The following is a 25,022-nucleotide window of genomic DNA, read 5'->3' as shown; positions in this document are numbered from 1 at the left end:
TCTTCTGGAGGATCGTGGTATCGCTACCACCGACAACAAGGGCAATCGTCGTAACCTGGAAATCCGCGTGCCGCGTGTGCGCGTGATCGGCGCGGACTCGGAACAGTTGGGCATCCTCAGCCGCGACGAGGCGCTGGCACTGGCGCAGGAAGCCGGCATGGACCTGGTCGAGATCCAGCCCAACGGCGATCCGCCGGTCTGCCGCATCATGGATTACGGCAAGTTCAAGTTCGAGGCCCAGAAGAAGGCCCAGGCGGCCAAGAAGAAGCAGAAGCAGGTCGAGATCAAGGAAGTGAAGTTCCGTCCGGTCACGGACGTGGGCGACTACCAGATCAAGCTGCGCAACATGCTCCGCTTCCTGGAAGAGGGCGACAAGGTCAAGGTCACCATCCGCTTCCGCGGCCGCGAGATGTCGCACCAGGACCTCGGCCAGAACCTGGCCAAGAAGATCCAGGAAGACGTGGGCGAGAACGGCCAGGTCGAATCCTTCCCGCGGCTGGAAGGGCGCCAGATGGTCATGATGATCGGCCCCAAGAAAAAGCAGTAAAGCGAGCGGCGGCCTGCGGGCCGCCATTTCGCGTATGCGTGGCGGTGTTTTCCTCTTCCCTCCGGGGAGATGGGGCAGGGTGAGGGGTGCCTCGCCCGGAGGCCGCATCGAAGCGCGCTCCGGGGTTGTGTTCCCGCGAGTACCCGCCCCTTCCCCCGCCCCCGGAAAGGGAGTGAAGGCGCGGGCTGGCGCCGGCCCGGGTTCCCCCGTATAATCGTCCGTTCGACCCGCCAGGAAGGGTCGTGCACCGATCGTGGCAGGACGGAAAGCGCGGCTTCGGGCCGCCGCCAGATCAGTCAGAAACCGAGATACGGAGCATTCCATGCCCAAGATCAAGACCAACCGGGCGGCGGCGAAGCGTTTTCGCAAGACCGCATCCGGCAAGTTCAAGGCAGGCCACGCGTTCAAGTCGCACATCCTGACCAAGAAGTCGACCAAGCGTAAGCGCGGTCTCCGCGCCACCAACCACGTCAAGGCTTGCGACACCAAGGGTGTGGCACGCATGTTGCCGTACCTGTAAGGCGAGGAGATAAACCATGGCTCGTGTAAAGCGTGGCGTTACCGCCCGTCGTCGTCACAAGAAAATCATCGGTCGTGCCAAGGGCTACTACAACGCCCGCCGCAAGGTCTTCCGCGTCGCCAACCAGGCCGTCATCAAGGCCGGCCAGTATGCGTACATCGGCCGCAAGCAGCGCAAGCGCCAGTTCCGCGCGCTGTGGATCGTGCGCATCAACGCCGCCGCGCGTCAGTTCGGCCTGTCCTACAGCCGCCTGATCAACGGCCTGGCCAAGGCCGGCATCACCGTCGACCGCAAGGTGCTGGCGGACATCGCCGTGCACGACATCAAGGCGTTCGGCGCGATCGCAGAGAAGGCGAAGGCCAGTCTGGCCGCTTGATCGCCGGCGCCGCGGCGCTGACGATATGATGTGAATCAAGCGGGGAGGAGGCCACCAGCCTCCTCCCCGTTTTTGTTTCAACGATGCGCTTTTCTGCGTTTGCCTCCTCTCCCCCCGGGGAGGGGATCGAGGAGAGGGGCAAGGCTTGCCCTCATCTTCGATCGGAGCGTGCTTCGAATCGGCGGCGACGCGAGAGTGGTCCCTCACCCTGGCCCTCTCCCCGAAGGGGAGGGCGGACGTAGCGAGAAACGCACCTTATGGACGATCTGGACAGCCGCGCCGCGCAGGCGCTGGCCGATATCGACAAGGCCGATACGCTGGATGCGCTCGACGCGTTGCGCGTCGGCCTGCTCGGCAAGAACGGTGTCGTCACCGCCGCGCTGAAGGCGCTCGGCGCGCTGGCGCCGGACGAGCGCAAGGCGCGCGGCGCCGAGGTGAACAAGGTCAAGGAGCGCCTCGCCGATGCGCTGGGCGCGCGCAAGGCGGTGCTGGAGCAGGCCGAGCTGGACCGCCGCCTCGCCTCCGAGAAGCTCGACATCAGCCTGCCCGGCCGTGACGGCGAGCGTGGCGGCATCCACCCGATCACCCGCGCGCTGGAACGCATCGCGTCGATCTTCGCGCGGCTGGGCTACCAGCGTGCCGACGGCCCGGAGATCGAGGACGACTGGCACAACTTCGAGGCGCTGAACTTTCCGCCGCACCATCCGGCGCGCGCCATGCACGACACCTTCTACTTCGGCGACGGGCGCCTGCTGCGCACGCACACCTCGCCGGTGCAGATCCGCTCGATGGCCGGCCGGCAGCCGCCGATCCGCATCATCGCGCCGGGCAAGGTGTACCGCAGCGATTCGGACCAGACCCATTCGCCGATGTTCCACCAGATCGAGGGCCTGCTGGTGGACGAAACCTCCAGCTTCGCCGATCTCAAGGGCACCCTGGCCGAGTTCGTGCGCGCGTTCTTCGAGCGCGATTTCGAGATGCGCTTCCGCCCCAGCTACTTTCCCTTCACCGAGCCCTCGGCCGAGGTGGACATCCGCTGGGACGCCGCCGACGGTTCCACGCGCTGGCTCGAGGTGCTGGGCTGCGGCATGGTGCACCCGAACGTGCTGGCGAACTGCGGCATCGACCCGGAACGCTATACCGGCTTCGCCTTCGGCCTCGGCGTGGAACGCTTCGCGATGCTGCGCTACGGCGTTTCCGACCTGCGCGCGTTCTTCGAGAACGACCTGCGCTTTCTCAGGCAGTTTGCCTGAGAGGCGGGATTCGGGATTGGGGATTCGGGATTCGAAAGAGCCTCGGTTCCACAGCTTTTCCGAATCCCAAATCCCGTATCCCGAATCCCGGACTTCAACATGAAATTCTCCGAAAACTGGCTGCGCGAACTGGTCGAGGTCAAGGCCGACCGTGCGGCATTGGCGCATGCGCTGACCATGGCCGGGCTGGAGGTGGAAGAGCTCACCCCGCTTGGCGAGGGCCTGGACGGCGTGGTGGTGGCCGAGATCGTCGCCGCCGGGAAGCACCCTGAAGCGGACCGGCTGCAGGTGTGCAAGGTGGACGCGGGGCAGGGCGAGCCGCTGCAGATCGTCTGCGGCGCGCCGAACGCGCGCGTCGGCATCAAGGTGCCGCTGGCGACCGTGGGGGCGAGCCTGCCCGGCGGCATCGCGATCAAGGCGGCAAAGCTGCGCGGGGTCGAATCGTTCGGCATGCTCTGCTCGGCGAAGGAGCTTGGCATCGATGCCGACGCATCCGGCCTGCTCGAACTGCCTTCCGATGCGCCGGTCGGCCAGCCGCTGGCCGGCTACCTCGGCCTGCCGGACGCCACCATCGAGCTGAAGCTGACCCCGAACCGCCCCGACTGCCTCGGCCTGGTCGGCCTGGCGCACGACGTCGCCGCGTTGTTCGGCAGCCGGGTGAGGGCGCCTGCGCCTGCGCCCGTGCCGGTGGCCGGCGAGGCGCGCCGCGGCATCCGCCTGGAGGCCGGCAAGGACGCGCCGCGCTATCTCGGCCGCATCGTCGAGGGCATCGACCCGGCCGCGCGCACGCCGCTGTGGCTGGCCGAACGGCTGCGCCGCTCGGGCCTGCGCCCGATCGGCGCGGTGGTCGACGTCACCAACTACGTCATGCTGGAACTGGGCCAGCCGCTGCACGCGTTCGACAACGACGCGCTCGAGGGCGACATCGTGGTGCGCCATGCGCGGGCCGGCGAGACGCTGAAGCTGCTCGACGGCAGCGAGGCGCGCCTCGACGACGGTTTCGTGCTGATCGCCGACGAGGCCCGGGCGCTGGCCGTGGCCGGCGTGATGGGCGGCTTCGACTCGCGCGTCACCGACGCCACCCGCAACATCTTCCTGGAAGCCGCGCACTTCGCGCCGGCGGCGATCATGGGCCGCGCGCGCAAGCTGGGCATGCACACCGACGCTTCGCACCGCTTCGAGCGGGGCGTCGATCCGGAACTCCCGCGCCGCGCGCTGGAGCGCGCCACCGAGCTGTTGCTGGCGATCGCCGGCGGCAAGGCCGGCCCGGTGCTCGTGGCGGAAAACCCGGCGGACGTGCCGCGACCGGCGCCGGTGGTGCTGCGCCGCGCGCGCCTGAAGCGCGTGCTCGGGGTGGAGGTGGCCGACGCGGAAGTGGCGCGCATCTTCACCGCGCTGGGCATGCGGGTGGAGGCGCTGGCGGACGGCTGGCGCATCGCCGCGCCGAGCAGCCGCTTCGACATCGAGCGCGAGGAGGACCTGATCGAGGAGGTCGCGCGCATCTTCGGCTACGACAACATTCCCACCCACACGCCGGCCGGCGCCCTCACCCTGGCGGTCGAGCCGGAGGCGCGGATCGGGGAACTGGCGCTGCGCGAGCAGCTCGCCGCGCGCGGCTACCACGAAGCGGTGAACCTGTCGTTCGTGGCGGCGGAACTGCTAGCGCGCTGGGGTTACACCCAGAATCTGGTGCCGCTGGCCAACCCGCTGTCGGCCGACCTGGCGATCATGCGGCCGTCGCTGCTGCCCGGCCTGATCGAAGCGTTGCGGCACAATCGCGCCCGCCAGCAGGAGCGGGTGCGGCTGTTCGAGCTGGCCCGCGTGTTCGCGGCGGGCGATCCGCCGCTGGAAACGCCGAGCCTGGCGATCGCTGCCTGCGGCAGCGCGCGGGCGGAGCAGTGGGGAGAAGCCTCCCGCCCGCTGGATTTCCACGACCTCAAGGGCGACCTCGACGCCCTGATCGCCTGGGGCGGCGAGCCGCAGCGCTGGTCGGTGCATGCCGACGGCCTGCCCGGCTGGCTGCATCCCGGACGCGGCGCCCGGATCGCCCGCGACGGCGTGACGGCGGGCTACCTCGGCGCGCTGCATCCGCAGCTGGCCAAGGCGCTCGACCTCGGCGCCGACGTGCACGTGCTGGAACTGGCGCTGGAGCCGCTGCTGGCCCGACGCTTGCCGCAGGCGCAGCCGGTGCCGCGCTTCCCGTCGGTGCGCCGCGACATCGCGGTCGACCTGCCGGAAGAGATCAACTGGTCACAGATCGAGCAGGCCGTCCGGGGCAGTCTCGGTCCGGCGCTGAGTGAGTTGCGGCTGTTCGACCGCTACAGCGGCAAGGGGGTTGAATCAGGCCGAAAGAGTCTCGCTATGGGCTTGATTTTACAGGACGCATCACGCACGCTTACCGACGATGACGCGGACCGTTTCGTACGTGAAGCGGTCGCAGTGTTGGAGACGGCATGCAAGGCACGATTGCGAGGTTGAGATGGCGCTGACCAAGGCGGAGATGGCAGAGCGCCTCTTCCTCGAGGTAGGTCTGAACAAGCGCGAGGCGAAGGAATTCGTGGACGCCTATTTCGAGGTGGTCCGCGAGGCGCTGGAAAAAGGCGAGCAGGTGAAGCTGTCCGGTTTCGGCAACTTCGACCTGCGGCAGAAGAACCAGCGGCCGGGAAGGAACCCGAAGACAGGCGAGGAGATCCCGATTTCCGCCCGTCGCGTGGTGACGTTCCGTCCGGGTCAGAAACTCAAGGTGCGAGTCGAGAGCTATGCTGGACCAAGGGAATAACACCGAGCTGCCCGCCATCCCGGCCAAGCGCTACTTCACCATCGGCGAAGTGAGCGAACTGTGCGGCGTGAAGCCGCACGTGCTGCGCTACTGGGAGCAGGAGTTCCCGGCGCTCAACCCGGTCAAGCGCCGCGGCAACCGTCGCTACTACCAGCGCCACGACGTGCTGATGATCCGCCAGATCCGCGGCCTGCTGTACGACGAGGGCTTCACCATCACCGGCGCGCGCGCGCGCCTGGAAGGCCCGCAGGCGCGCATGGAGTCGAGCATCTCGCACCAGATCGTGCGCCAGGTGCGGATGGAACTGGAAGAAGTCCTCAGCCTGCTGCGGCGCTGAGCGCCACTCGTTCTTTCCGCGGCGATCCGCTTCCGGCATCCGCCGCGGATGCTGTACACTTCGCCGTCTTGCAGTTTTGTCGGGGCGTAGCGCAGCCTGGTAGCGCATCTGCCTGGGGGGCAGAGGGTCGTCGGTTCGAATCCGGCCGCCCCGACCAATTTGCAGTGGAGCATGAAAGAGCGCCCGATGGGCGCTTTTTTCGTATGTGCCGCCATGAGGGTTCAAAAGCTTTCGTGCGGCTTCCACACGCAACGCCGGCATTGCGCAATGCCGTCATTCCAGCGAACGCTGGAATCCAGTGCCTTTGCCTCCCATGACCGAAACCGCTTGTTCCCAGCGTTCGCCGGGATGACGGCATGGATCAGGCGAGTGCCGAATCCGAGGTGGTGCTGGAGTGGCGGCTTTAGTCGGATGCTGGGTAGCGAATCGAAGTCAGGGACAGGGCGACACAGCCGAGGCGATCAATTGCGAGGCACTCCCCGATAGGGCATCCGTTGCGCGGCATCCCGGATCGCCACGCGCTTTTCCTCCGGCACGTCCATCGGTACATCGTTGGGGAACACAGACACGTCATTCCGGCGAAAGCCGGAATCCAGTGCCTTGATCCTCCGACGACCGAAGTCGCTGGATCCCAGCTTTCGCTGGGATGACGGGCGTAGATCGGNGGGGGGGGGGCGGCGCCCGCTCAATACAACACCCGGCTGCGCAGCGTGCCTGGGATCGCCGCGAGCTTGTCCTTCAGCACGTTCGCCTGCGCCTCGTCGGCGGACACGTCGATCACCACGTAGCCCACGTCGCCGTCGGTCTGCAGGAACTGCGCGTCGATGTTGATGTTGCCGGCGGAGAACAGTTCGTTGATGCGCGAGAGGGTGCCCGGCACGTTGCGGTGGATGTGCAGCAGGCGGCGGCTGCGCGGGTGCTCGGGCAGCGATACCTCGGGGAAGTTCACCGCCGACAGGGTCGAGCCGTTGTCGCTGTAGCGCACCAGCTTGCTGGCCACTTCGGTGCCGATGTTGTCCTGCGCCTCCAGCGTGCTGCCGCCGATGTGCGGGGTGAGGATCACATTGTCCATGCCCAGCAGCGGCGAGACGAACGGGTCGTCGTTGCCCTTCGGTTCGAGCGGGAACACGTCGACCGCCGCGCCGGCCAGATGGTTCGAGCGCAGCGCGGCGGCCAGCGCGTCGATGTCCACCACGGTGCCGCGCGAGGCGTTGATGAGCAGGCTACCCTGGCGCATCCTCGTCAGTTCGGTGGCGCCGATCATCAGCCTGGTGGCCGGCGTCTCGGGCACGTGCAGGGTGACCACGTCGGCGCGCTCGAGCAGGTCGTCCAGCCCGGCGGCGGCGCGGGCGTTGCCGAGGGCGAGCTTCGGCTCGATGTCGTGGAAGATCACCCGCATGCCCAGGCTTTCGGCCAGCACGCCCACCTGGGTGCCGATGTGGCCGTAGCCGACCACGCCCAGCACCTTGCCGCGCGCCTCGAAGCTGCCGGCGGCGGACTTGGTCCAGCCACCGCGATGGCACAGCGCGTTCTTCTGCGGAATGCCGCGCAGCAACATGATCGCTTCGGCGATCACCAGCTCGGCCACGCTGCGCGTGTTGGAGTAGGGCGCGTTGAACACCGGGATGCCGAGAAGGCGCGCGGCGCCGAGGTCGACCTGGTTGGTGCCGATGCAGAAGCAGCCGGCCGCGATCAGGCGCTTTGCGTGCGACAGCACCTCGGCGGTAAGCTGGGTGCGCGAGCGAAGCCCGACGATATGCGCTTCGGCGATGCGTTCCTTAAGTTCGTTTTCCGGCAGCGACTTCTTGTGGTACTCGATCTGGCTGTAGCCGGCGCGCTGGAAGGCGTCCACCGCGGTCTGGCTCACGCCTTCAAGCAGCAGTACCCGGATGTCTTGCTTCGGAAACGAGGTCTTCATGGTGTTCCCCGGCGAATGATGCAGCACACTATGCCAGAAATGTGGCGATGCAACACTGGACGTTTGGACATCCAAATGGCAGTCTCGCCGGCATGACCTCTCCCCTGGACGACCTCGCCCGCCGCCTGCCCGGGCTGCGCCTGCTCACCGAGCCGGGCGACCTGGAGCATTACGGCCGCGACTGGACCCGCCGCTGGACGCCCGCGCCGCTGGCGATCGCGCTGCCGGCCACGCCGGAGGAAGTGCAGGGCATCGTACGCTGGGCCAACGAGCATCGCGTGGCGGTCGTGCCTTCGGGCGGCCGCACCGGGTTGTCCGGCGGCGCGGTGGCGGCCCACGGCGAGCTGGTGCTGAGCCTGGAACGGATGAACCGCGTGCTGGGCTTCGACCCGGCCGACCGCACGCTCACCGTGCAGCCGGGCATGCCGCTGGAGGCCGTGCAGGCGGCGGCACGCGGGCATGGGTTGGTCTATCCGGTGGATTTCGCCGCGCGCGGCTCCTGCTCCATCGGCGGCAACATCGCCACCAACGCCGGCGGCATCCGGGTGATCCGCTACGGCAACACGCGCGAGTGGATCGCCGGGCTCAAGGTGGTGGCCGGCAACGGCGAACTGCTGGAGTTGAACCGCGGCCTGGTGAAGAACTCCAGCGGCTACGACTTCCGCCAGCTGATGATCGGCTCGGAGGGCACCCTGGGCATCGTGGTGGAAGCCACGCTCAAGCTCGCCGATCCGCCGCCGCCCGCGCAGACCATGCTGCTGGCGCTGCCTGACATGGACGCGGTACTGGCGGTGTTCGGCCTGTTCCGCGAGCGGCTCGCGCTGCAGGCTTTCGAGTTCTTCACCGATGTGGCGCTGCGGCACGTGCTGGCGCACGGCGCGCAGCGCGCGCTGGACGGCGACCATCCCTACTACGTGGTGGCCGAGTTCGACGCGCCGGACGAGGTGGCCCGGGACGCCGCGCTGGCGGTGCTGGGCGAGGGTATGGAGCAGGGCTGGATCGTCGATGGCACCATCGCGCAGAGCGAGGCGCAGGCCGCCGCGTTGTGGCGGCTGCGCGAGGGCATCACCGAGAGCCTGGCGCCGCACAAGCCGTACAAGAACGACGTGTCGGTGCGCATCGGCGCCGTGCCGGCCTTCCTGCATGCGATGCAGGCGCTGCTGGCGCGCGAGTATCCGCAGTTCGAGGTGGTGTGGTTCGGCCACATCGGCGACGGCAACCTGCACATCAACGTGCTCAAGCCGGCGGACCTGGCCGACGCGGATTTCATCGCGCAGTGCGAGCAGGTCACCAAGCGGCTGGCGGCCACGCTGAAGGAGCACGGCGGCAGCATCTCCGCCGAGCACGGCATCGGGCTGGTCAAGCGGCCTTACCTCGACAGCACGCGCAGCGCGGCCGAGATCGCGCTGATGCGCGGCGTGCGCCGGGTGTTCGATCCGAATGGGATTCTCAATCCGGGCAAGTTGTTCGCCGACGATTGAGGGGGCTGGGGCTTTGCAGCCTACCCGAGGTGACGTGGTGCTCTCCTTGTACGGGCGGGGAACGCGCAGGCACTTTCGGGCCATGCGTGGAAGGCGCTGGATTCCTGCTTGCGCAGGAATGACGGGCTTGAGGGGCTGCGGGGGCTTCGGGTGCCTGTTCCGTTGGGTTCGGTCTGCCGGGGCCTCGGAGAGGCGGCACGGGGCGCGTGGTAATCTGCGCGGCCAAAGCCATTGCCGCAGAGGTTGCTCCATGACGCAGGAACGCCGCACGCTGTATCCCGAGATCGAGCCGTACGACCGCGGCATGCTCAAGGTCTCGGAACTGCACACGCTGTACTACGAGCAGTGCGGCAACCCGGACGGCAAGCCGGTGGTGTTCCTGCACGGCGGGCCGGGCGGCGGCACCAATCCGAAATGCCGGCGCTTCTTCGATCCGGCGGCGTACCGCATCATCCTGTTCGACCAGCGCGGCTGCGGCCAGTCCACGCCGCATGCGGAGTTGCGCGAAAACACTACCTGGGACCTGGTCGCCGACATCGAGCGCGTGCGCGAGCACCTGGGCGTGGACCGCTGGCAGGTGTTCGGCGGTTCGTGGGGTTCCACCCTGGCGCTGGCCTACGCGCAGACGCATCCGGACAAGGTCACCGAACTGGTGCTGCGCGGCATCTTCATGTTGCGCCGGTGGGAGCTGGAGTGGTTCTACCAGAAGGGCGCCGATGCGCTGTACCCCGATGCCTGGGAGACCTATCTCGCGGCGATCCCGGAAGTGGAGCGCGGCGACCTGATCAGCGCCTACCACCGCCGCCTCACCAGCCCGGATGCGAAGACGCGCGTCGAGGCGGCGCGGGCCTGGTCGGTGTGGGAGGGCGCCACCAGCTACCTCTACCAGGACACGGCCAGCATCGGCTCGCACAGCGAGGACGAGTTCGCACTGGCGTTCGCGCGCATCGAGTGCCACTACTTCGTCAACGGCGGCTTCTTCGAGCACGACGACCAGTTGCTGCGCAACGTGGACCGCATCCGCAGGATTCCCGCCGTGATCGTGCAGGGCCGCTACGACGTGGTGTGCCCGCTGCGCAGTGCGTGGGACCTGCACCGCGCCTGGCCCGAGGCGGACCTGCGCATCGTGCAGGACGCCGGCCATTCGGCGTTCGAGCCGGGCAACGTCCACGAACTGGTCGAGGCCACCGACCGTTTCCGCTGAAGCCTGGGCGCCGCGGGCGCGGCCCCGCCGTAGCCTGCAACAGGAAAGGCCACGTCCGTCGCCGGACGTGGCCTTTGTCGTTCCACTCCGCCGATCAGTGCCTGCCGTGCGGCTTGTCGTCCGGCGCACGTGCGCCGCGCGGCCGCAGGATCAGCGACGGATCGAGCAGGTCGACCACGAAGCCGTCATGGTCGGAGGCGCCGATCGCTCGGGTCCAGTCCGGCGCGTTGGCCGCGTCGTCCAGCGTCTGCGCCGGCGCATCCAGGTCGGCCCGGCCGTACTGCATGCGCAGGAAGCGCAGGCGTGCCGGCAGGTTCAGCAGGGCGTGGTCGAGCACCTGGAAGGTCGGCACGGAGCGGCCCGAGTTGCCGGAGCCGGCCTTGGTATAGCCCTGGATCTCGCCGAAGTTCTCGGTGAACAGGAACGAGTAGCGGTCGTTCGCCGGCACCGATTCCACCGCGTTCCACAGGGCCGGGCGCACGATGTTGCCACCCAGCTTGAGCAGGTTCTCGCTGTCCTTGTACTTGCCCGAGATCAGGCCCACCACGTCGACCCAGCCGTCGCTGAACTGGTAGGCGTTGAAGTCGCCCACCACCAGCAGCGGGGTCAGCGGCGAGGCGGTCTGCAACGCCTGCACCTGGCTGGCCAGGGACTTGGCCTGCAGGAAGCGCTTCTGCCGGTCGCGCACGGCGTCGGCATTGTCCTTGTCCACGTTCTGGCGCGCCTTCGGATGCACCGCGATCACCTGGAAGCGCAGCAGCCCTGCCTGGGCGGTGAGCAGCAGGGGTGGATGGTCGTGGACGAAGGTGGTCTGGCCGTTGTCGTTCCAGGTCTCGTCCGCGCCGAGCTGGCGTACCGACAGCACGTGCACGCGGTCGCGGCGCACCAGGAAGCCGACGTTGATGCCGCTCGGGTCGTGGCCCGGCACCAGGTAGGCGTCGTACTTCACCGGGTAGTCGTCGCCGAGCTGCTTGGCCAGGCCCTGCAGGACCGGCAGCGTCTCCACTTCCTCCACCGACAGCACGTCCGGCAGCTTCAGCACGCTGCCGACGTAGCTGGACAGGCGCCGGGTCTTCAGCGCCACTTCCTCCGGCGTGAACTCCTTGCTGCCGCCGCTGCAGGTGTAGGTGGTGTCGAACACCGAGTCGCAGAAGCGTTCCATGTTGAACGCGCCGATGCGCAGCGCGAGCGGCGGTGTCGGCGTGACAGCACGCGGCAGCGGCGCGGCGCGCTTCACCTGGAACGAGGTCGGGATGAAGGTATAGGCGCCGAAGTCGTAGGAGATCACGCCCTCCGCGCGGAACGTGGTGCCGGCGTTGAACGGCGTGTTGGCGGGGACCGCACCGAAGTCGGCGGTGTTCATCTTGAACACCTCGGGGTTGCCGCTCCAGTTCGGCAGGTCGACGCCGTCCGGCACCGGCACGCCGAAGCGCACGCCCGGCTGGCGCAGCGAGCGCTTGCCGTTGGCGGTGACGCTCACCTCGGCGAACGGCATGGTGCTGAAGCGCTTGTTGCCGGTGTTGATCATGCCGTCGTCGATCTGCACGCGCATGCCCACGAAGCACTGGAAGTTGGTCGCGCCGCAGGACAGGTGGTCCGGGTCGGAGGAGGGCACGTTCGCGCCGAAGCGCACCGCCCTGGGCAGCGGCGCGCGGTGGGCGGTGACGGTGACCGTGGCGTTCTTCAGCTCGGTGAGGTGGTAGTAGTCGTCCACCACCGCATCGACGTCCACCACGTCGCCGATCGCCACGGCCGGCGCGGTCGAGGTGAACACGTAGACGCCGTTGGAGGTCAGCGGATCGGCGTCGGCGCGGCGGTCCGGGGTCTGCATGGTGAAGCCGGCCGGGCCCACCGCGGTGACGATGTTGCCGCGGGTGAGCACCGACTTGCCGAGCAGCGGCGAGGTCTGCTCGCGGCCCTGGATCTGCCAGATCTCGGCGGCCACCGGGATGTCGTACAGGATCGCGCCGACCGCGCTGGCGTCGGCCAGCGCCACGCCGCCGCTGGGTGCGCTGAGCTGCACCAGGAAGGCCTTGTCCGCGCTGCCGGTGGACTGGCCGTGCACGGTGACGTTGAAGCTGGCCTGGGTCTGGCCCTCGGCGATGGTGAGGGTGGTGTCCACCGCGTCGTAGTCGCCGGCGGCGACGGTGGCGCTGTCGTCCTGGGTCGCTGCGTGCACGGTGACGCCGCCGGCGGGTGCGGGCTGGTTGAGCGTCACGGTGAACGGCATGCTCAGGTCGCCGGCGCCGCGCACGGTGACGGTCGAGTCGGCGATCGACAGCGCCGGGCCCTGTGCCACGCACGGGCTGGCGTGGTTGTGCGGCACGGTGGGGCTGAGCGTGACGAAGTCGGCGCTGTTGTCGCCGCTGTTCTGCGGCGCGCCGGCGCCGTTGCTCTTGCGCACGTAGCCCTTGTCCGCGTTGGCGCTGCCGAGCGAGGCCAGCGGCGTGCCGGCCTTGTAGGCCGAGCCGGCGCTGAGGCCGACCTGGTCGACCGGACTGCCGCCGGCGTCGAGCAGGGCCAGGCCGCCGTCGTCGGTGATGCCGGTGTTGTAGCTGAGGTCGCCGGCCACGCTGCCGGAGTAGCCGCTGGCGGCACCGTTGGTCAGCAGCAGGTAGCAGCCCGGCGCGATCGAGGTGCCGCTGGCGAAGGTCAGCCGCGTGCCGGTGGTGCCGCTGGCGTTGGAGGCGTTGAGCCTGTAGCCGGAGAGGTCGAGCGTGGCGCTGCCGGCGTTGAACAGCTCCACGAATTCGTCGTTGCCGCCCGCGGGGCCGCGGACGCGGAACTGGTTGATGCTGAGGTCGGCGGCCTGCGCCGCGAACGTCGACGCGATGGCGAGCAATGCCGCGCACACGGCATGCTGCCTGGGTAATCCTTTCATCGTTGTGTTTCCCCTCGCTGGGATCCGGCTGGATCGTGGTTTCGCCGGACGCTAGCAAGGTTTCGCGACAGTTCCGCGAAACATCCCCCCGGATGCGCGCCTCGGCGACGCAGGCCCCGCCCGCGTGGCGGAACTGTGACGCGGTCCGCGCGCGGCCGCTACCGAGGCCGTCGCAGTTTCACGTCGGCAACTGCCTGGTGCCGAAGATCTTGTCGCCGGCGTCGCCCAGCCCGGGCAGGATGTAGCCGTTCTCGTTGAGCCGCTGGTCGATCGAGGCGGTGTAGATCTCGATGTCCGGATGGGCCGTCTCGATGCGCCTGAGCCCTTCCGGCGCGGCGACCAGGAACAGCCCCTTGATGCGCTTGCAGCCGGCGGCCTTGAGCATGTCCACGGTGGCGACCAGGGTGCCGGCGGTGGCCAGCATCGGGTCGACGATCAGCGCGATGCGCTCGTCCATGCGGCCGCTGAGCTTTTCGTAGTAGGCGATCGGCTGCAGGGTCTGCTCGTCGCGCTGCAGGCCGACCACGCTGACCTTGGCCGAAGGGATCAGCTCCAGCACGCCGCCGAGCATGCCGATGCCGGCGCGCAGGATCGGCACGATGGTGATCTTCTTGCCCTTGATCCGCCGCACCTCGACCGGGCCGGCCCAGCCCTCGATCCGCTCGGCGACGGTTTCCAGGTCCTTGGTGGCCTCGTAGGTGAGCAGGGCGGCGACCTCGGAGGCCAGCTCGCGGAATTCCTTGGTGCTGATGCCGGCGCGGCGCATCAGGCCGAGCTTGTGCTGGATCAGCGGGTGGTGGACTTCGGTAATGGCCATGCGGGACTGCCTGTGCTGGAAGGCGGCGCGCCTGCGCGCCGCGGCAGTCGGAAGCTTAGCGGATCGATGTGTGCCGGCCGAGCGGGATGCCGGCCGTGCAGGCCGGCATCCGCCACGGGCCGGTGAAGGCGCGTTACGGCGAGGCCGCGGCGCCGCCCTTCAGGCAGGTGCTCATGAAGGCCTTGCGGGCGTCGCCGGTGAGCGCCTTGGCCTTGGCGTCCACGTTGCAGCTCTTCATCTTTTCCTGCTGGGTCTGCTTGGCCGGCGCGGCGGCCGTGCTGCCGCCCTTCAGGCAGGTGCTCATGAAGGCCTTGCGCTCGTCGCCCTTCTTGCCGGCGGATTGCTTGCTGCAGTCGGACATGCGCTGCTGTTGCGGCGTGAGCGCCTTCTTGGCGGCCTGCGGTGCCGCCGCGGAGGCGGTGGTGGCGGCGATCAGCAACGCGGCGCCGGCGGCGATCAGGCTGTAGCGAAAGGACATGGCGAAACCCTCCTTGAGTGACCGGCAGCTACCGGCAGGGGCGAGTCTATGCCGGGGAAAGCGGGCAGCGCATGCCGCAAGTTCTTGCGTGCATGGATCGGTTCATGCGCCGCCTTGCCGGCGGCGGGCGCATGCGCAGAGGGCGCGCCCGCAACGCGGACGCGCCCTCTCTGCGAGGTGCCTGGCCAGCGGCCGGTCAGGCGGCTTCGGCGGCCTGCTTGCGCGGTCCCTTCAGCAGCGCCTGGCGCACGTTCTGGACCACCAGGTCGACTTCCGCACTGGTGACGTTGAAGTGCGGGGTGAAGCGCAGCGAGTTGGTGCCGCCGTGGATCACGCCCACGCCGCGCTCGCGCATGTACTCCTCGATGGAGTCCGCGCCGTAGCACTTGAACTGCGGCGCCAGCTCGCAGGAGAACAAGAGGCCGGTGCCCTGCACCTTGGTGATCAGCCCGCCCAGTTCGTCCTTGAGCGCCTCGAGCTTGGCGACGAACTCCTCGCCGCGGGCGCGGATGTTGGCGCGCACCTCGTCGGTGAGCTGTTCCAGCGTGGCCAGCGCCACGTCCAGCGCGCGCGGGTTGGCGGTCATCGTGTTGCCGTAGATGCCCTTGCGGTACAGGCCGGCGGCGCGGTCGTTCACCGCCAGCACGGACAGCGGGTACTGGCCGGCGTTGAGCGCCTTGGAGAAGGTCTCCATGTCCGGCGCGGGCAACTGCTCGAAGCCGGGGTAGTCGGTCAGCGACAGCACGCCGTGCGCGCGCAGGCCAGCCTGGATCGAATCGACCAGCAGCAGGCTGCCGTGGGATTCGGTCAGTTCGCGCGCGGCCTTGTAGAACGCCGGCGTCACCGCGCGGCCCGGGTCGCCTTCGCCCATCACCGGCTCCAGGAACATCGCCTCGATGAACCAGCCGTGCCTGTCGGCGTCGGCGAACGCGGCCTCCAGTTGCGCCACGTCGTAGGGCGCCACGGTGATCAGGCTGTCCTCGTGGCGGTAGCTGGCCAGGTGCTGCTGGTAGGCCTTGCGCGACGAGTCGGAGTACAGCGCCGGCTTGTCGGTGCGGCCGTGGAAAGCGCCCTTCACGGCGAGCCGCTTGATCGTGCGGCCGGCGTAGCGGGCGCCGGCGTCGGTCATCAGCTTGGCGTTGACGTCGGCGATGCGGCAGGCCAGGGTGACCGATTCCGAGCCGGAGTTCAGGCACAGGTAGTGGTGGTACGGGCTGCCGCCGCGGCTGCGGCCCAGCTCGCGGTTCATCGCCTGGGCGAAGCGCAACTGGGACACGCTGGGCGACATCACGTTGGCCATCACCTGCGGGCGGCTCATCGCTTCGAGGATGGCCGGAGGGTTGTGGCCGAAGCCGAGCATGCCGTAGCCGCCGTTGTCGTGCAGCACGGCGCCCTTCAGGGTGACGATCCACGGCCCGCGGGCCGCGGCCGGCAGGTACGGGTTGACCGCATCGTCCGGATAGAAGTTGACGAAGCCCGCCTGCGCCTGCGCCAGTTGCTCGGACTCGTCCAGCTTCAGGAAATCGGCCAGACCGGCGCGCAGTTCGCGGTGGCGGGCCAACGCCTCGCCGATCGCCTGGGCCAGTTGCGGGTCGTTCGCGGCCATGCGCTCGATGCTGGCGTCGTCCAGGCCGGTGGTCCGCGGCTTGCCGCCAAATTCGCGCAGTTCGCGCAACTGTTCGATCACACCCATGACTAACCTCCTCAGGAATCGGTCGGCGCCTCGCACCCAGCGCGAAGCAGGCCGACTTGCTTGATGCTTGCGCTGCGGCCGTACCGGCGCCGGCCGGTTCCGCAACGGCAAAAGTGGGGTGGCGCGGCAGCGTATGGAGACCGGCTGCGCCGTGGCATCCCCGAGCATAACGCGCCGGCCGGGGGCGCCGGTACCCCCGGCATGACGGCTGTCATCCGCGACGGCTGACGCCGGCGACTGGGGTCAAGCCCTTGGTCCGCCTACGCTGCAGTGCAAGGAGGGACAGCCCATGACCGAATCATCCGTACCCGTCGCCCGCCTCGCCGGCGTCGTGAAACGCTATGACAGGCAGACCGCGCTGGATGGCGTCGACCTCGTGTTGCGCCGCGGCGAACTGCTGTCGCTGCTGGGCCCCAACGGGGCCGGCAAAAGCACCAGCATCGGCCTGCTGCTGGGGCTGATCCGGCCCGATGCCGGCCGCGCCGAGCTGTTCGGCCTGGATCCGCAGCGGATCGAGGCGCGCCGGCGCATCGGCGTGATGCTGCAGTCGTCGAACCTGCCGCCGACCCTGCGCGTGGGCGAACTGCTGCGCCTCACCGCCAGCTATTACCCCGCGCCGCGCCCGCTGGCCGAAAGCGCCGCGCTGGCCGGCGTCGGCGACCTGCTGAAGCGGCCCTACGGCAAGCTCTCCGGCGGTCAGCAGCGACGCGTGCAGTTCGCGCTGGCGCTGTGCGGCCGGCCCGAGCTGCTGTTTCTCGACGAGCCCACCGTGGGCATGGACATCGACGCGCGCCAGAAGCTGTGGGCGGCGATGCGCCGGCTGGTCGCCGAAGGCTGCTCGGTGGTGCTCACCACGCACTACCTGGAGGAGGCCGAGGCGCTGGCGCAGCGCGTGGTGGTGCTGGACAAGGGGCGCGTGCTCAGCGAGGGCAGCGTGGACGAACTGCGCGCGAAGGTGGCGCTGTCGCGCATCCGCTGCGTGAGCGACCTCGACGCCGCCGCGGTGGCGCGCTGGCCGCAGGTGGCCTCGGCGTCCTGCGCCGACGGCCGGCTGCAGATCGCCACCGCCGACGCGGTAGCGGTGGTGCGCCGCCTGCTCGACGCCGACCCGGCCCTGCGCGAACTGGAAGTGCAGCGCGCCGGCCTGGCCGAGGCGTTCACCGAACTCACCCGCGACACCGACCTGCCGGAGGCTGCCTGATGAATGCCGTGACCGTTCCCGCCGCCGAGCCGTCCGTGGCCGCCGGCATGCCGACGCGCCGCGTGCTCGGCGCCTACCTCGCCGAGGCGCGCAGCGAATGCCTGCGCTACATGCGCGCGCCCGGCTTCATGCTGCCGATCATGCTGTTCCCCGGCATGTTCTACCTGCTGTTCGGTGTGGTCATGGGCAAGTCCGAGGGCGTCGACGCGGCGCGCTACCTGCTTGCCAGCTACGGCGTGTTCGGGGTGATGAGCCCGGGCCTGTTCGGCTTCGGCGTGTCGCTGGCGATCGAGCGCGAAGGCGGCCTGCTCACCCTCAAGCGCGCCCTGCCGATGCCGCCGGGCGCCTACCTGCTGGGCAAGATGCTGATGGCGATGGCCGCCGCCGCGGTGGTGGTGCTGTTGCTGTTGGCGATGGCGACGGGGCTGGCGCACGTGGTGCTGACCCCGCGGCAGGCGGCATTGCTGCTGCTCACCGGCGTGCTCGGCGTGCTGCCGTTCTGCGCGCTGGGCATGTTCGTGGGCACCCTGTTCAAGGGACAGGGGGCGCCGGGCATGCTGCAACTGATCTACCTGCCGATGTCGTTCCTGTCCGGCCTGTGGTTCCCGCTGTCGATGATGCCCGGAGTACTGCAGCAGATCGCGCCGGTTTGGCCGAGCTATCACCTGGACTGCCTGGCGCTGGCCGCGGTGGGCATGGGGCAGGGCGCGGCGTGGCCGCACGTGCTGGTGCTGGCCGGATTCGCCGTGGCGTTCCTGCTGCTGGCGGCGCGGCGGCTGCGGCGGCACGGTTGAAGTAGCATGTCCGCCATGAGTCCCGCGGCAGCACGACGATGAACCTTCCTGCCTTCCTGCGGCCTGCGCCCGATTCGATGTGGGCGGAACTCAAGCGGACCACCAGCAAGCCCTGGCTGCACCTGCTGAACGGGTTGTGGTCGTTGTGGGTGCTGGCCACGCTGTTCTTCACGCAGGTGAGCGCCGCGTTCTGGTGGTCGCTGGCGATCGGCTACCCGGCGTTCCTGCTGCTGTTCGTGCTGGTGAACGTACGGCCCATGCACGAGATGAAGGTCTACACCGGACTGCTGGCCATGCTGGCCCTGGTGTCCATGTACTGGAACCCGAGCGCCTGGACCTACGCGGTGTTCGCCTGCGTGTTCGCCGGGTTCTCGGCCGGCGCGTCGGTGACGTCCGGCGTCCTGCGCATCCTGATGATCCAGGCCCTGGTGGCGGTGTGGGCGTGGTGGCTGGACTGGCCGTGGTTCGTGATGCTGATGTCGGTGTGCATCTGCAGCAGCAGCGGCTTCGGTTCGCTGCTGGGCCGCATCAGCCAGATGAAGAACGCGCAACTGCGGATGTCGCACGAGCATATCCGCCAGCTCGCCGCCACCGCCGAGCGCGAGCGCATCGGCCGCGACCTGCACGACCTGCTCGGCCACACGCTGTCGCTGATCACGATGAAGCTTGAGCTGTCGCGCCGGCTGCTCGACCGCGATTCGTCCGCGGCGCGGCGCGAGCTGGCCGAAGCCGAGGAAGTGGCGCGCCATGCGCTGGCCGAAGTGCGCGCGGCGGTCACCGGCATCCGCGCCGCGGGTCTCGCCGCCGAGCTGGCCTCGGCCGATCTGTTGCTGCGTGTATCCGGCGTGCAACTCGACCAGCGCCTGCAAGCGGAGAACCTGCCCGAATCGATCGAATGCACCCTCGCGCTGGTGCTGCGCGAGGCGGCCACGAACATTGCGCGGCATGCGCACGCGACGCTGGCGCGGGTGTCGCTCACCCGCACGGGCGACGGCGTGCGGCTGTACATCGAGGACAACGGCCGCGGCGGCATCCATGCCGCCGGCAACGGCCTGAGCGGGATGCGCGAGCGCGTGGGTGCGCTGGGCGGCAGCCTGCAACTGGACTCGCCGCCTGGCGGCGGCACGCGGCTGAGCATCGACATGCCGCTGGCGGCGAAAGGCGCCGCCGACCGGCGCGATGCCGGTCTGCCGCCGGCCGACATGTTCGTTTCCGCAGGGATGCGGCACGCCACATGACGCCCGCCTTCCTCGCCCGCTGGTTCACGCCGGCGCCGGATTCCGGCGTGGCCGACGACCTGCGCCGCGGCAAGTCGCCGTGGGCCGACAGCGTGCACCTGCTGTGGTCGGCGTGGATCTTCGTCACGCCATTGTTCGAGCGGGGCACGAACAGCGGCTACACGCGGACCTGGCTGCTGCTCACGTTCACCAGCTATCCGGTGTTCCTGCTGCTGTTCGCCAGGCTCCAGTTGGCGCCGAGGCGCACCGCATACCGCTACGCCTGGGCCATGGCCGCGCTGAGCTTCGGCTTGCTGCACTGGTACACGAGCAGCCTGACCTATTTCGTCTATGCCTGCGTGATGGTGAACCTCTCCTCGCAGCCCTTGCGCGCGCGGCTGCTCCAACTGGCGCTGCTCAACGCCCTGCTGCTGGCGCTGGGCACGTGGGCGGGCTACCCGGTGGCGATCCTCCTGATCATGCTCTTCATGGTGCTGGTGATCAGCGCCATCACCCTGGTCGAGCGCGTGTACCACGAAAAGGACGCCGCCCTGCGCCTGTCGCAGGACGAGGTGCGCCGGCTGGCGGTGCTGGCCGAGCGCGAACGCATCGGCCGCGACCTGCACGACCTGCTCGGCCACACGCTGTCGCTGGTGACGCTGAAATCCGAACTGGCGCGCAAGCTGGCGCTGGCCGACCCGCCGCGCGCGCAGCGCGAGATGGAGGAGGTCGAGCGCGTCTCGCGCCACGCGCTGGCCGAGGTGCGTGCCGCGGTCACCGGCATGCGCCGCAGCGACCTCGCCGCCGAACTGGTTTCCGCGCGGCTGATGCTGGAAGCCTCGGGCATCGCGTTCGAGGCGGATGCGCCGGCGACGTGCGAACTGCGGCCGGATGCCGAGGCCTCGTTGGCGCTGGTGCTGCGCGAAGCCGTCACCAACATCCATCGCCACGCGCGCGCCACGGCGGCGCGCGTGGATTTCTCCAGCAACCCGGAAAGCTTCCACATGCGCATCAGCGACAACGGACGCGGCGGTCTCGCCGCCCACGGCAACGGCATCAGCGGCATGCGCGAGCGCGTGCGCGCGCTGGGCGGCACGCTGGCCATCGACTCGCCCGCGCGGCGGGGCACCACGCTCGACATCGCGGTGCCGCTGCGCGGGTCGGCAAGGCCCGTGGCGGAAGGCATGCGCGGCGCCTCGCCGCTGCTGGCCGGACAGGAGGGCGCCGCATGATCCGCGTGCTGCTGGCCGAGGACCAGGCGATGGTGCGCGGCGCCCTGTCCGCGCTGCTGAACCTGGAGAGCGACATCGAGGTGCTCGGCTCGGCCGCCGACGGCGAGATCGCCTGGCGCGAACTGCAGCGGCTGAAGCCCGACGTGCTGGTGACCGACATCGAGATGCCCGGCCTCACCGGGCTGGAGCTGGCGCAGCGCATCCAGCGCCACGAGATGGCGGTCAAGGTAATCATCGTCACCACCTTCGCGCGCCCGGGCTTCCTGCGCCGCGCGCTGGACGCCGGCGTGTCCGGCTACCTGCTCAAGGACGCGCCGGCGGAGAACCTCGCCGAGGCCCTGCGCATGGTGCATCGCGGCGGCCGCGCGATCGACCCGCAACTGGCGCTGGAAGCCTGGTCGGAGGCCGACCCGCTGAACGACCGCGAGCGCCAGGTGCTGCGCCTCGCGGGCGAGGGCCTGGCGGCCAGCGAGATCGCCACGCAATTGAGCCTCTCGCACGGCACCGTGCGCAATTACCTTTCCGAGGCCATCGGCAAGCTCGGTGCAGCCAACCGCATCGAGGCCTATCGGCTGGCGAGGCAGAAAGGCTGGTTATAGGAATTTTTCCAATTACCGGAAAAAAGCCTTGCATCGTGTAATTGATCTGCGTATTGTTTGTGGCCTCGCCAATAACGGCGAAAGAAACCATAGTGAAATTGCCATGTCGCACTATCCCGTCAACGCATTCATGCCATTCGCATTACGCAACAAGCGCGATGCAGGCATGTTCTTGCGCGGCGAACGGCTGGCGCTGGCAAATGGTCTTCCGATAATCGACTGATCCCGCACGGAGATCGGTCACCCCGATCTCCCGAGGCAACGCGAACGCCCTCGGGTCGCCATACCCGGGGGCGTTCTGTTTTTGGCGTTCGCAAGGGATGCCCATGCATCGAAACACGTTTGCGGGATCCGCTTCGCCCTGAGGCATCCGGCTGTCCTGCAGCCGAGGCGGGGGCGCTGCGACAGGCGCATCTGCGCCGCGCCTTGATGCTTCGGCGCGGGCGGCGCGAGAAGCGGGTTCCATAGCCGGGCCGGATGGCCCGCACGGATTGCCGGCTGGCGACAGGCGGCAGTACGGAGCATCGATCGACGAGTCCCAGCGGTACGGGTTCGGATGCCCGTCCGGTGCGCGCGGCGTTGCCGTAAGCGTATGCCCGGGCTCGCACGAGAATGCTCTGGCGATGACGTTAGCTCAGTCAGGTAGAGCGGTGGCTCGCGCCATCGGAGGCCGGTTCGAATCCGGCACGTCGTCCACTTGGATAGCTCAGTGGGTAGAGCGTCAGACTCATCATCTGATTGTCGCGGGTTCGACTCCCGCTCCAGACACATGACCAGTCACGTCATGACCGGGAACGGAAGTTCCCTCACCAGGAAACGCCTCGTGCCGGGTCAGGTGCGCATGCCAGGGATGGCGTCGCATGAGGCAAGGCAGCAATGGCGGCGCCGGACCCGTGTTCCGAACCCGGGCAGGTGATTGTCGAAGGTCGTGCCGGCCGGTCGAGGCGGCGCGGCGGGAAACAGCCACTCCCCGGCAAGGCACGCCGGTTTCGCGTCGTCCTCGTCAAGAGGCGTTTCCGCCTTATTCCTTAATGGCAGGCATGGGCCAAAAGGTCCATGCATTTCCGGTCGATTATCCCGCGAGGGAGGGACGGGTATTGCCTCGATTATCTCAAAGGACCATGGCGCGATAACGATCCGGTTGCGCCATGGTATTAATCGGCGGATCGAAACAACGGAGTAATTCAAGGAGAATCACCATGTCCTGGATCAAGCAAATCGTGGTCGGCGACGGCGAATGCGGTTTGCTGTACCGCAACCGTCGCTTCCAGCGCGTCCTGCGTGCCGGCGTCTACCGCTGCTTCGACCCGTTCGGCCGCGTTACGGTCGGCGTGCACAACCTGACACGGCCGGAATACGCCGGCGCGGATGCCGAGGTGCTGATGGCGCAATCGGACGGCGTCCTGGCCGGCTGTTTCACCGTGGCCGACATCGGCACGCAGCAGGTCGGCCTGGTGTTGAAGAACGGCAAGCTGGAGGACGTGCTCGCGCCGGGTGCTCGCAAGCTGTACTGGAAGGGCCTGGTGGACGTCCAGGTTCAGGCGGTGTCGCTGGCCGATACGCTGGAGGTCGACGCACGCGTGGCTAGCCGCCTGCGCCAGTTGGGCGTGCTCGGCAAGGTGGCGGTAACGGTGGACGTGCCGGTGGAATCGGCCGGCCTGCTGTTCGTCGACGGCAAGCTGTCGCGTACGCTGGAACCGGGAGCCTATGCGTTCTGGAATTTCCAGAAGAACGTGGCGGCCGAGGTGGTCGAACTGCGCGTGCAGACGTTGGAGGTGTCGGGCCAGGAACTGCTGACCCGCGACAAGGTGAGCTTGCGCGTGAACCTGGCCGCCAGCGTGCGCGTGACCGATCCGGTCGCCGCGCGCACCAAGGTGGCCAAGTACGGCGACTACCTCTACCGCGAACTGCAGTACGGCCTGCGCAAGGCGGTGTCCGGCAAGACGCTGGACGAACTGCTCGGCGACAAGGCAACGCTGGATGCGGACATCTTCGCCTACGTGCGCGGTCGTGTCAGCGAGCTGGGCATCGAAGTGCTTGGCGTCGGCATCAAGGACGTGATCCTGCCGGGCGAGATGAAGGAGATCCTCAACAGCGTCGTGCAGTCGGAGAAGGCAGCCCAGGCCAACGTGATCCGCCGCCGCGAGGAGGCGAACGCCACGCGTTCGCTGCTCAACACCGCGCGGTTGATCGAGGAAAGTCCGGTGCTGCTGCGCCTGAAGGAACTGGAGGCGCTGGAGAAGATCACCGAGAAGATCGACAAGCTGACCGTGTTCGGCGGCCTGGACGGCGTGCTGAACCACCTGGTGAGTCTGAAGGCGTAATCGACACCATGGCGCAGTGTCGCCCCCGCCGTCATCCCAGCGGAAGCTGGGGTCCAGTGCCTTTAACGGGCACGGACGAAAGTCGCTGGGCCCCAGTTTCCGCTGGGGCGACGGTGAGGGGGACACGCGCCGCATCAAGGAACGAACCATGAGCAAGCAACACTACGAATGGCTGCACACCGGAACTGGCGCCACGCCGATCAAGGCCTGGGTGCGTGGCGTGCCGCTGGAAGACTCCGCACGCCAGCAATTGCAGAACATCGCCGCACTGCCCTTCGTGGGGCCGTGGGTGGCCGTGATGCCGGACGTGCATCTGGGCAAGGGCGCCACCGTGGGTTCGGTGGTGCCGACCCGTGGCGCGATCATCCCGGCTGCGGTCGGCGTGGACATCGGTTGCGGCATGGCCGCGGTGCGCACCACGCTGCGCGCCTGCGACCTGCCGGACAACCTGGCGCAACTGCGCTCCGGCATCGAGCGCGGCGTGCCGGTCGGCAACGGCCGCGGCGGCGAACGGCACAGGCTGCCGGAGGGCGTCGCCGCACAACTGGCGCAATCCGGGCTGGCGGCGCGGCTGGGCGCGATCGAGGCGAAGCACCGCAAGATCCGCACCGACAAGCTGGGCAGGCAGCTCGGCACGCTCGGCGGCGGCAACCATTTCATCGAGGTCTGCCTCGACGAGTCGGATGCCGTGTGGGTGATGCTGCATTCGGGCTCGCGCGGTACCGGCAACCTGATCGGCAGCTACTTCATCGAGCGGGCGCGCGAGCAACTGGCACGGCGCGTGCTGGGCTTCCCGTTGCCGGACAAGGATCTGGCCTTCTTCATGGAAGGCGAGGAACTGTTCGACGACTACGTGGAGGCGGTCTCCTGGGCGCAGGACTACGCCCGTGCCAACCGCGAGGCGATGATGGGGCAGGTGCTGGCGGAAATGCGCCACCGGCTGCCGGAATTCCAGTTGGAAAAGCTGGCGGTGAACTGCCATCACAACTACGTGCAAAAGGAAACGCACGGGGGCGAGGAACTGCTAGTTACCCGCAAGGGCGCAGTCAGCGCCCGCGCAGGCGAGCTGGGCATCATCCCGGGCAGCATGGGCACGTGCAGCTACATCGTGCGTGGCAAGGGCAATCCGGACAGCTTCCACAGTTGCAGCCATGGCGCCGGCCGGGTGATGAGCCGTACCGCCGCGCGCCAGCAGATCACGCTGGCCCAGCACCGTGAGGCCACCGCCCACGTCGAGTGCCGCAAGGATGCGGCGGTGATCGACGAATCGCCGGCTGCGTACAAGTCGATCGATGCGGTAATGGCCGCGCAGACCGACCTGGTCGAAGTGGTGCATACGTTGCGTCAGGTGTTGTGCGTGAAGGGCTGAAC

The 25,022-nt window shown here is 68.6% G+C and carries 22 protein-coding genes and 3 tRNA genes; 20 read left to right on the top strand and 5 right to left on the bottom strand.

The window, feature by feature from the left end; all coding sequences use genetic code 11:
* The first annotated feature begins 19 nt into the window (after positions 1 to 19).
* The 8 genes from infC to ASG87_RS16870 all read left to right on the top strand — a co-directional run bounded on the left by infC (position 20) and on the right by ASG87_RS16870 (position 5,969).
* Positions 20 to 547, top strand: a complete 528-nt coding sequence (gene infC, locus ASG87_RS16905; RefSeq protein ID WP_326937908.1) for a translation initiation factor IF-3 — start codon at positions 20 to 22, stop codon at positions 545 to 547.
* Positions 548 to 869: 322 nt separating this feature from the next.
* Entirely contained in the window at positions 870 to 1,067 is a 198-nt protein-coding gene (gene rpmI / locus ASG87_RS16900; RefSeq protein WP_038615747.1) for a 50S ribosomal protein L35, read from the top strand.
* Positions 1,068 to 1,083: 16 nt separating this feature from the next.
* Positions 1,084 to 1,443, top strand: a complete 360-nt coding sequence (gene rplT, locus ASG87_RS16895; protein ID WP_017463630.1) for a 50S ribosomal protein L20 — start codon at positions 1,084 to 1,086, stop codon at positions 1,441 to 1,443.
* A gap of 257 nt (positions 1,444 to 1,700) precedes the next feature.
* Positions 1,701 to 2,696, top strand: coding sequence for a phenylalanine--tRNA ligase subunit alpha (gene pheS, locus ASG87_RS16890; RefSeq protein ID WP_056007938.1), 996 nt, complete (start codon positions 1,701 to 1,703; stop codon positions 2,694 to 2,696).
* A 99-nt stretch (positions 2,697 to 2,795) separates the two neighbouring features.
* A complete protein-coding gene (gene pheT / locus ASG87_RS16885; RefSeq protein WP_056007935.1) occupies positions 2,796 to 5,174 on the top strand; it encodes a phenylalanine--tRNA ligase subunit beta in 2,379 nt (792 codons plus the stop codon).
* Between the two features lies 1 nt (position 5,175).
* Positions 5,176 to 5,475, top strand: coding sequence for an integration host factor subunit alpha (gene ihfA / locus ASG87_RS16880; RefSeq protein ID WP_026635111.1), 300 nt, complete (start codon positions 5,176 to 5,178; stop codon positions 5,473 to 5,475).
* Positions 5,456 to 5,812, top strand: a complete 357-nt coding sequence (locus ASG87_RS16875) for a MerR family transcriptional regulator (protein WP_056007932.1) — start codon at positions 5,456 to 5,458, stop codon at positions 5,810 to 5,812. The genes ihfA and ASG87_RS16875 overlap by 20 nt, the downstream gene beginning before the upstream one ends.
* A gap of 80 nt (positions 5,813 to 5,892) precedes the next feature.
* Positions 5,893 to 5,969, top strand: a tRNA-Pro gene (locus ASG87_RS16870).
* A 528-nt stretch (positions 5,970 to 6,497) separates the two neighbouring features.
* Here ASG87_RS16870 and serA read toward each other — a convergent pair.
* A complete protein-coding gene (serA, locus tag ASG87_RS16865; RefSeq protein ID WP_056007928.1) occupies positions 6,498 to 7,730 on the bottom strand; it encodes a phosphoglycerate dehydrogenase in 1,233 nt (410 codons plus the stop codon).
* A gap of 92 nt (positions 7,731 to 7,822) precedes the next feature.
* Between serA and ASG87_RS16860 the strand changes: the two genes are divergently transcribed.
* Together ASG87_RS16860 and pip are read left to right on the top strand one after the other, a co-directional pair.
* Positions 7,823 to 9,211, top strand: a complete 1,389-nt coding sequence (locus ASG87_RS16860; RefSeq protein WP_056007925.1) for an FAD-binding oxidoreductase — start codon at positions 7,823 to 7,825, stop codon at positions 9,209 to 9,211.
* 250 nt (positions 9,212 to 9,461) lie between these two features.
* Complete coding sequence (pip, locus tag ASG87_RS16855) at positions 9,462 to 10,415, top strand: prolyl aminopeptidase (RefSeq protein WP_056007922.1); 954 nt, start codon at positions 9,462 to 9,464, stop codon at positions 10,413 to 10,415.
* A 94-nt stretch (positions 10,416 to 10,509) separates the two neighbouring features.
* Here the strand turns inward: pip and ASG87_RS16850 are convergent, their stop codons facing one another.
* The 4 genes from ASG87_RS16850 to ASG87_RS16835 all read right to left on the bottom strand — a co-directional run bounded on the left by ASG87_RS16850 (position 10,510) and on the right by ASG87_RS16835 (position 16,284).
* Positions 10,510 to 13,296 (bottom strand): lamin tail domain-containing protein, encoded by a 2,787-nt coding sequence (locus ASG87_RS16850; protein ID WP_056007919.1) that lies wholly within the window; start codon positions 13,294 to 13,296, stop codon positions 10,510 to 10,512.
* A 178-nt stretch (positions 13,297 to 13,474) separates the two neighbouring features.
* Positions 13,475 to 14,113 carry a uracil phosphoribosyltransferase gene (gene upp, locus ASG87_RS16845; RefSeq protein ID WP_056007916.1) on the bottom strand — a complete coding sequence of 213 codons (639 nt, stop codon included), beginning with the start codon at positions 14,111 to 14,113 and terminating at the stop codon, positions 13,475 to 13,477.
* Between the two features lie 133 nt (positions 14,114 to 14,246).
* Complete coding sequence (locus ASG87_RS16840; protein ID WP_056007913.1) at positions 14,247 to 14,591, bottom strand: PsiF family protein; 345 nt, start codon at positions 14,589 to 14,591, stop codon at positions 14,247 to 14,249.
* A 196-nt stretch (positions 14,592 to 14,787) separates the two neighbouring features.
* Positions 14,788 to 16,284, bottom strand: coding sequence for an aminotransferase class III-fold pyridoxal phosphate-dependent enzyme (locus tag ASG87_RS16835; protein WP_056007910.1), 1,497 nt, complete (start codon positions 16,282 to 16,284; stop codon positions 14,788 to 14,790).
* A 289-nt stretch (positions 16,285 to 16,573) separates the two neighbouring features.
* On the opposite strand from ASG87_RS16835, the gene ASG87_RS16830 reads away from it, so the two are divergent.
* The 10 genes from ASG87_RS16830 to ASG87_RS16790 all read left to right on the top strand — a co-directional run bounded on the left by ASG87_RS16830 (position 16,574) and on the right by ASG87_RS16790 (position 25,020).
* Entirely contained in the window at positions 16,574 to 17,485 is a 912-nt protein-coding gene (locus ASG87_RS16830; protein ID WP_056007907.1) for an ABC transporter ATP-binding protein, read from the top strand.
* Positions 17,485 to 18,279: an ABC transporter permease gene (locus tag ASG87_RS16825; protein WP_056007906.1), complete on the top strand. Its 795-nt coding sequence runs from the start codon at positions 17,485 to 17,487 to the stop codon at positions 18,277 to 18,279. The genes ASG87_RS16830 and ASG87_RS16825 overlap by 1 nt, the downstream gene beginning before the upstream one ends.
* Before the next feature lie 38 nt (positions 18,280 to 18,317).
* Positions 18,318 to 19,517: a sensor histidine kinase gene (locus tag ASG87_RS16820; protein ID WP_056007904.1), complete on the top strand. Its 1,200-nt coding sequence runs from the start codon at positions 18,318 to 18,320 to the stop codon at positions 19,515 to 19,517.
* On the top strand, positions 19,514 to 20,728 hold the full coding sequence (locus ASG87_RS16815; RefSeq protein WP_056007903.1) for a sensor histidine kinase: 1,215 nt from the start codon (positions 19,514 to 19,516) through the stop codon (positions 20,726 to 20,728). Before ASG87_RS16820 ends, ASG87_RS16815 begins: the two co-directional genes overlap by 4 nt.
* Positions 20,725 to 21,327 (top strand): response regulator transcription factor, encoded by a 603-nt coding sequence (locus ASG87_RS16810; protein ID WP_056007901.1) that lies wholly within the window; start codon positions 20,725 to 20,727, stop codon positions 21,325 to 21,327. Before ASG87_RS16815 ends, ASG87_RS16810 begins: the two co-directional genes overlap by 4 nt.
* A gap of 28 nt (positions 21,328 to 21,355) precedes the next feature.
* Entirely contained in the window at positions 21,356 to 21,550 is a 195-nt protein-coding gene (locus tag ASG87_RS20315; protein ID WP_157511141.1) for a hypothetical protein, read from the top strand.
* Positions 21,551 to 21,950: 400 nt separating this feature from the next.
* Positions 21,951 to 22,021, top strand: a tRNA-OTHER gene (locus ASG87_RS16805).
* Positions 22,019 to 22,095: transfer RNA gene (locus ASG87_RS16800), tRNA-Met, on the top strand. The genes ASG87_RS16805 and ASG87_RS16800 overlap by 3 nt, the downstream gene beginning before the upstream one ends.
* Positions 22,096 to 22,526: 431 nt before the next feature.
* Positions 22,527 to 23,651 (top strand): slipin family protein, encoded by a 1,125-nt coding sequence (locus ASG87_RS16795; protein WP_056007898.1) that lies wholly within the window; start codon positions 22,527 to 22,529, stop codon positions 23,649 to 23,651.
* A gap of 148 nt (positions 23,652 to 23,799) precedes the next feature.
* The gene (locus ASG87_RS16790) at positions 23,800 to 25,020 is read left to right on the top strand and encodes an RtcB family protein (protein WP_056007895.1); all 1,221 of its coding nucleotides are present in this window, start codon (positions 23,800 to 23,802) and stop codon (positions 25,018 to 25,020) included.
* Positions 25,021 to 25,022 lie beyond the last annotated feature (2 nt).

This window comes from Frateuria sp. Soil773, from assembly GCF_001428405.1.
Taxonomy (GTDB): domain Bacteria; phylum Pseudomonadota; class Gammaproteobacteria; order Xanthomonadales; family Rhodanobacteraceae; genus LMSL01.
This window is presented reverse-complemented; position numbering and strand designations above follow the sequence as displayed.

Bases quoted from the DNA above. Each gene is read 5' to 3' on its own strand.
- rpmI (WP_038615747.1), top strand. From the start codon at position 870: ATGCCCAAGATCAAGACCAACCGGGCGGCGGCGAAGCGTTTTCGCAAG.
- rplT (WP_017463630.1), top strand. From the start codon at position 1,084: ATGGCTCGTGTAAAGCGTGGCGTTACCGCCCGTCGTCGTCACAAGAAA.
- pheS (WP_056007938.1), top strand. From the start codon at position 1,701: ATGGACGATCTGGACAGCCGCGCCGCGCAGGCGCTGGCCGATATCGAC.
- pheT (WP_056007935.1), top strand. From the start codon at position 2,796: ATGAAATTCTCCGAAAACTGGCTGCGCGAACTGGTCGAGGTCAAGGCC.
- ihfA (WP_026635111.1), top strand. From the start codon at position 5,176: ATGGCGCTGACCAAGGCGGAGATGGCAGAGCGCCTCTTCCTCGAGGTA.
- ASG87_RS16875 (WP_056007932.1), top strand. From the start codon at position 5,456: ATGCTGGACCAAGGGAATAACACCGAGCTGCCCGCCATCCCGGCCAAG.
- serA (WP_056007928.1), bottom strand. From the start codon at position 7,730: ATGAAGACCTCGTTTCCGAAGCAAGACATCCGGGTACTGCTGCTTGAA.
- ASG87_RS16860 (WP_056007925.1), top strand. From the start codon at position 7,823: ATGACCTCTCCCCTGGACGACCTCGCCCGCCGCCTGCCCGGGCTGCGC.
- pip (WP_056007922.1), top strand. From the start codon at position 9,462: ATGACGCAGGAACGCCGCACGCTGTATCCCGAGATCGAGCCGTACGAC.
- ASG87_RS16850 (WP_056007919.1), bottom strand. From the start codon at position 13,296: ATGAAAGGATTACCCAGGCAGCATGCCGTGTGCGCGGCATTGCTCGCC.
- upp (WP_056007916.1), bottom strand. From the start codon at position 14,113: ATGGCCATTACCGAAGTCCACCACCCGCTGATCCAGCACAAGCTCGGC.
- ASG87_RS16840 (WP_056007913.1), bottom strand. From the start codon at position 14,591: ATGTCCTTTCGCTACAGCCTGATCGCCGCCGGCGCCGCGTTGCTGATC.
- ASG87_RS16835 (WP_056007910.1), bottom strand. From the start codon at position 16,284: ATGGGTGTGATCGAACAGTTGCGCGAACTGCGCGAATTTGGCGGCAAG.
- ASG87_RS16830 (WP_056007907.1), top strand. From the start codon at position 16,574: ATGACCGAATCATCCGTACCCGTCGCCCGCCTCGCCGGCGTCGTGAAA.
- ASG87_RS16825 (WP_056007906.1), top strand. From the start codon at position 17,485: ATGAATGCCGTGACCGTTCCCGCCGCCGAGCCGTCCGTGGCCGCCGGC.
- ASG87_RS16820 (WP_056007904.1), top strand. From the start codon at position 18,318: ATGAACCTTCCTGCCTTCCTGCGGCCTGCGCCCGATTCGATGTGGGCG.
- ASG87_RS16815 (WP_056007903.1), top strand. From the start codon at position 19,514: ATGACGCCCGCCTTCCTCGCCCGCTGGTTCACGCCGGCGCCGGATTCC.
- ASG87_RS16810 (WP_056007901.1), top strand. From the start codon at position 20,725: ATGATCCGCGTGCTGCTGGCCGAGGACCAGGCGATGGTGCGCGGCGCC.
- ASG87_RS16795 (WP_056007898.1), top strand. From the start codon at position 22,527: ATGTCCTGGATCAAGCAAATCGTGGTCGGCGACGGCGAATGCGGTTTG.
- ASG87_RS16790 (WP_056007895.1), top strand. From the start codon at position 23,800: ATGAGCAAGCAACACTACGAATGGCTGCACACCGGAACTGGCGCCACG.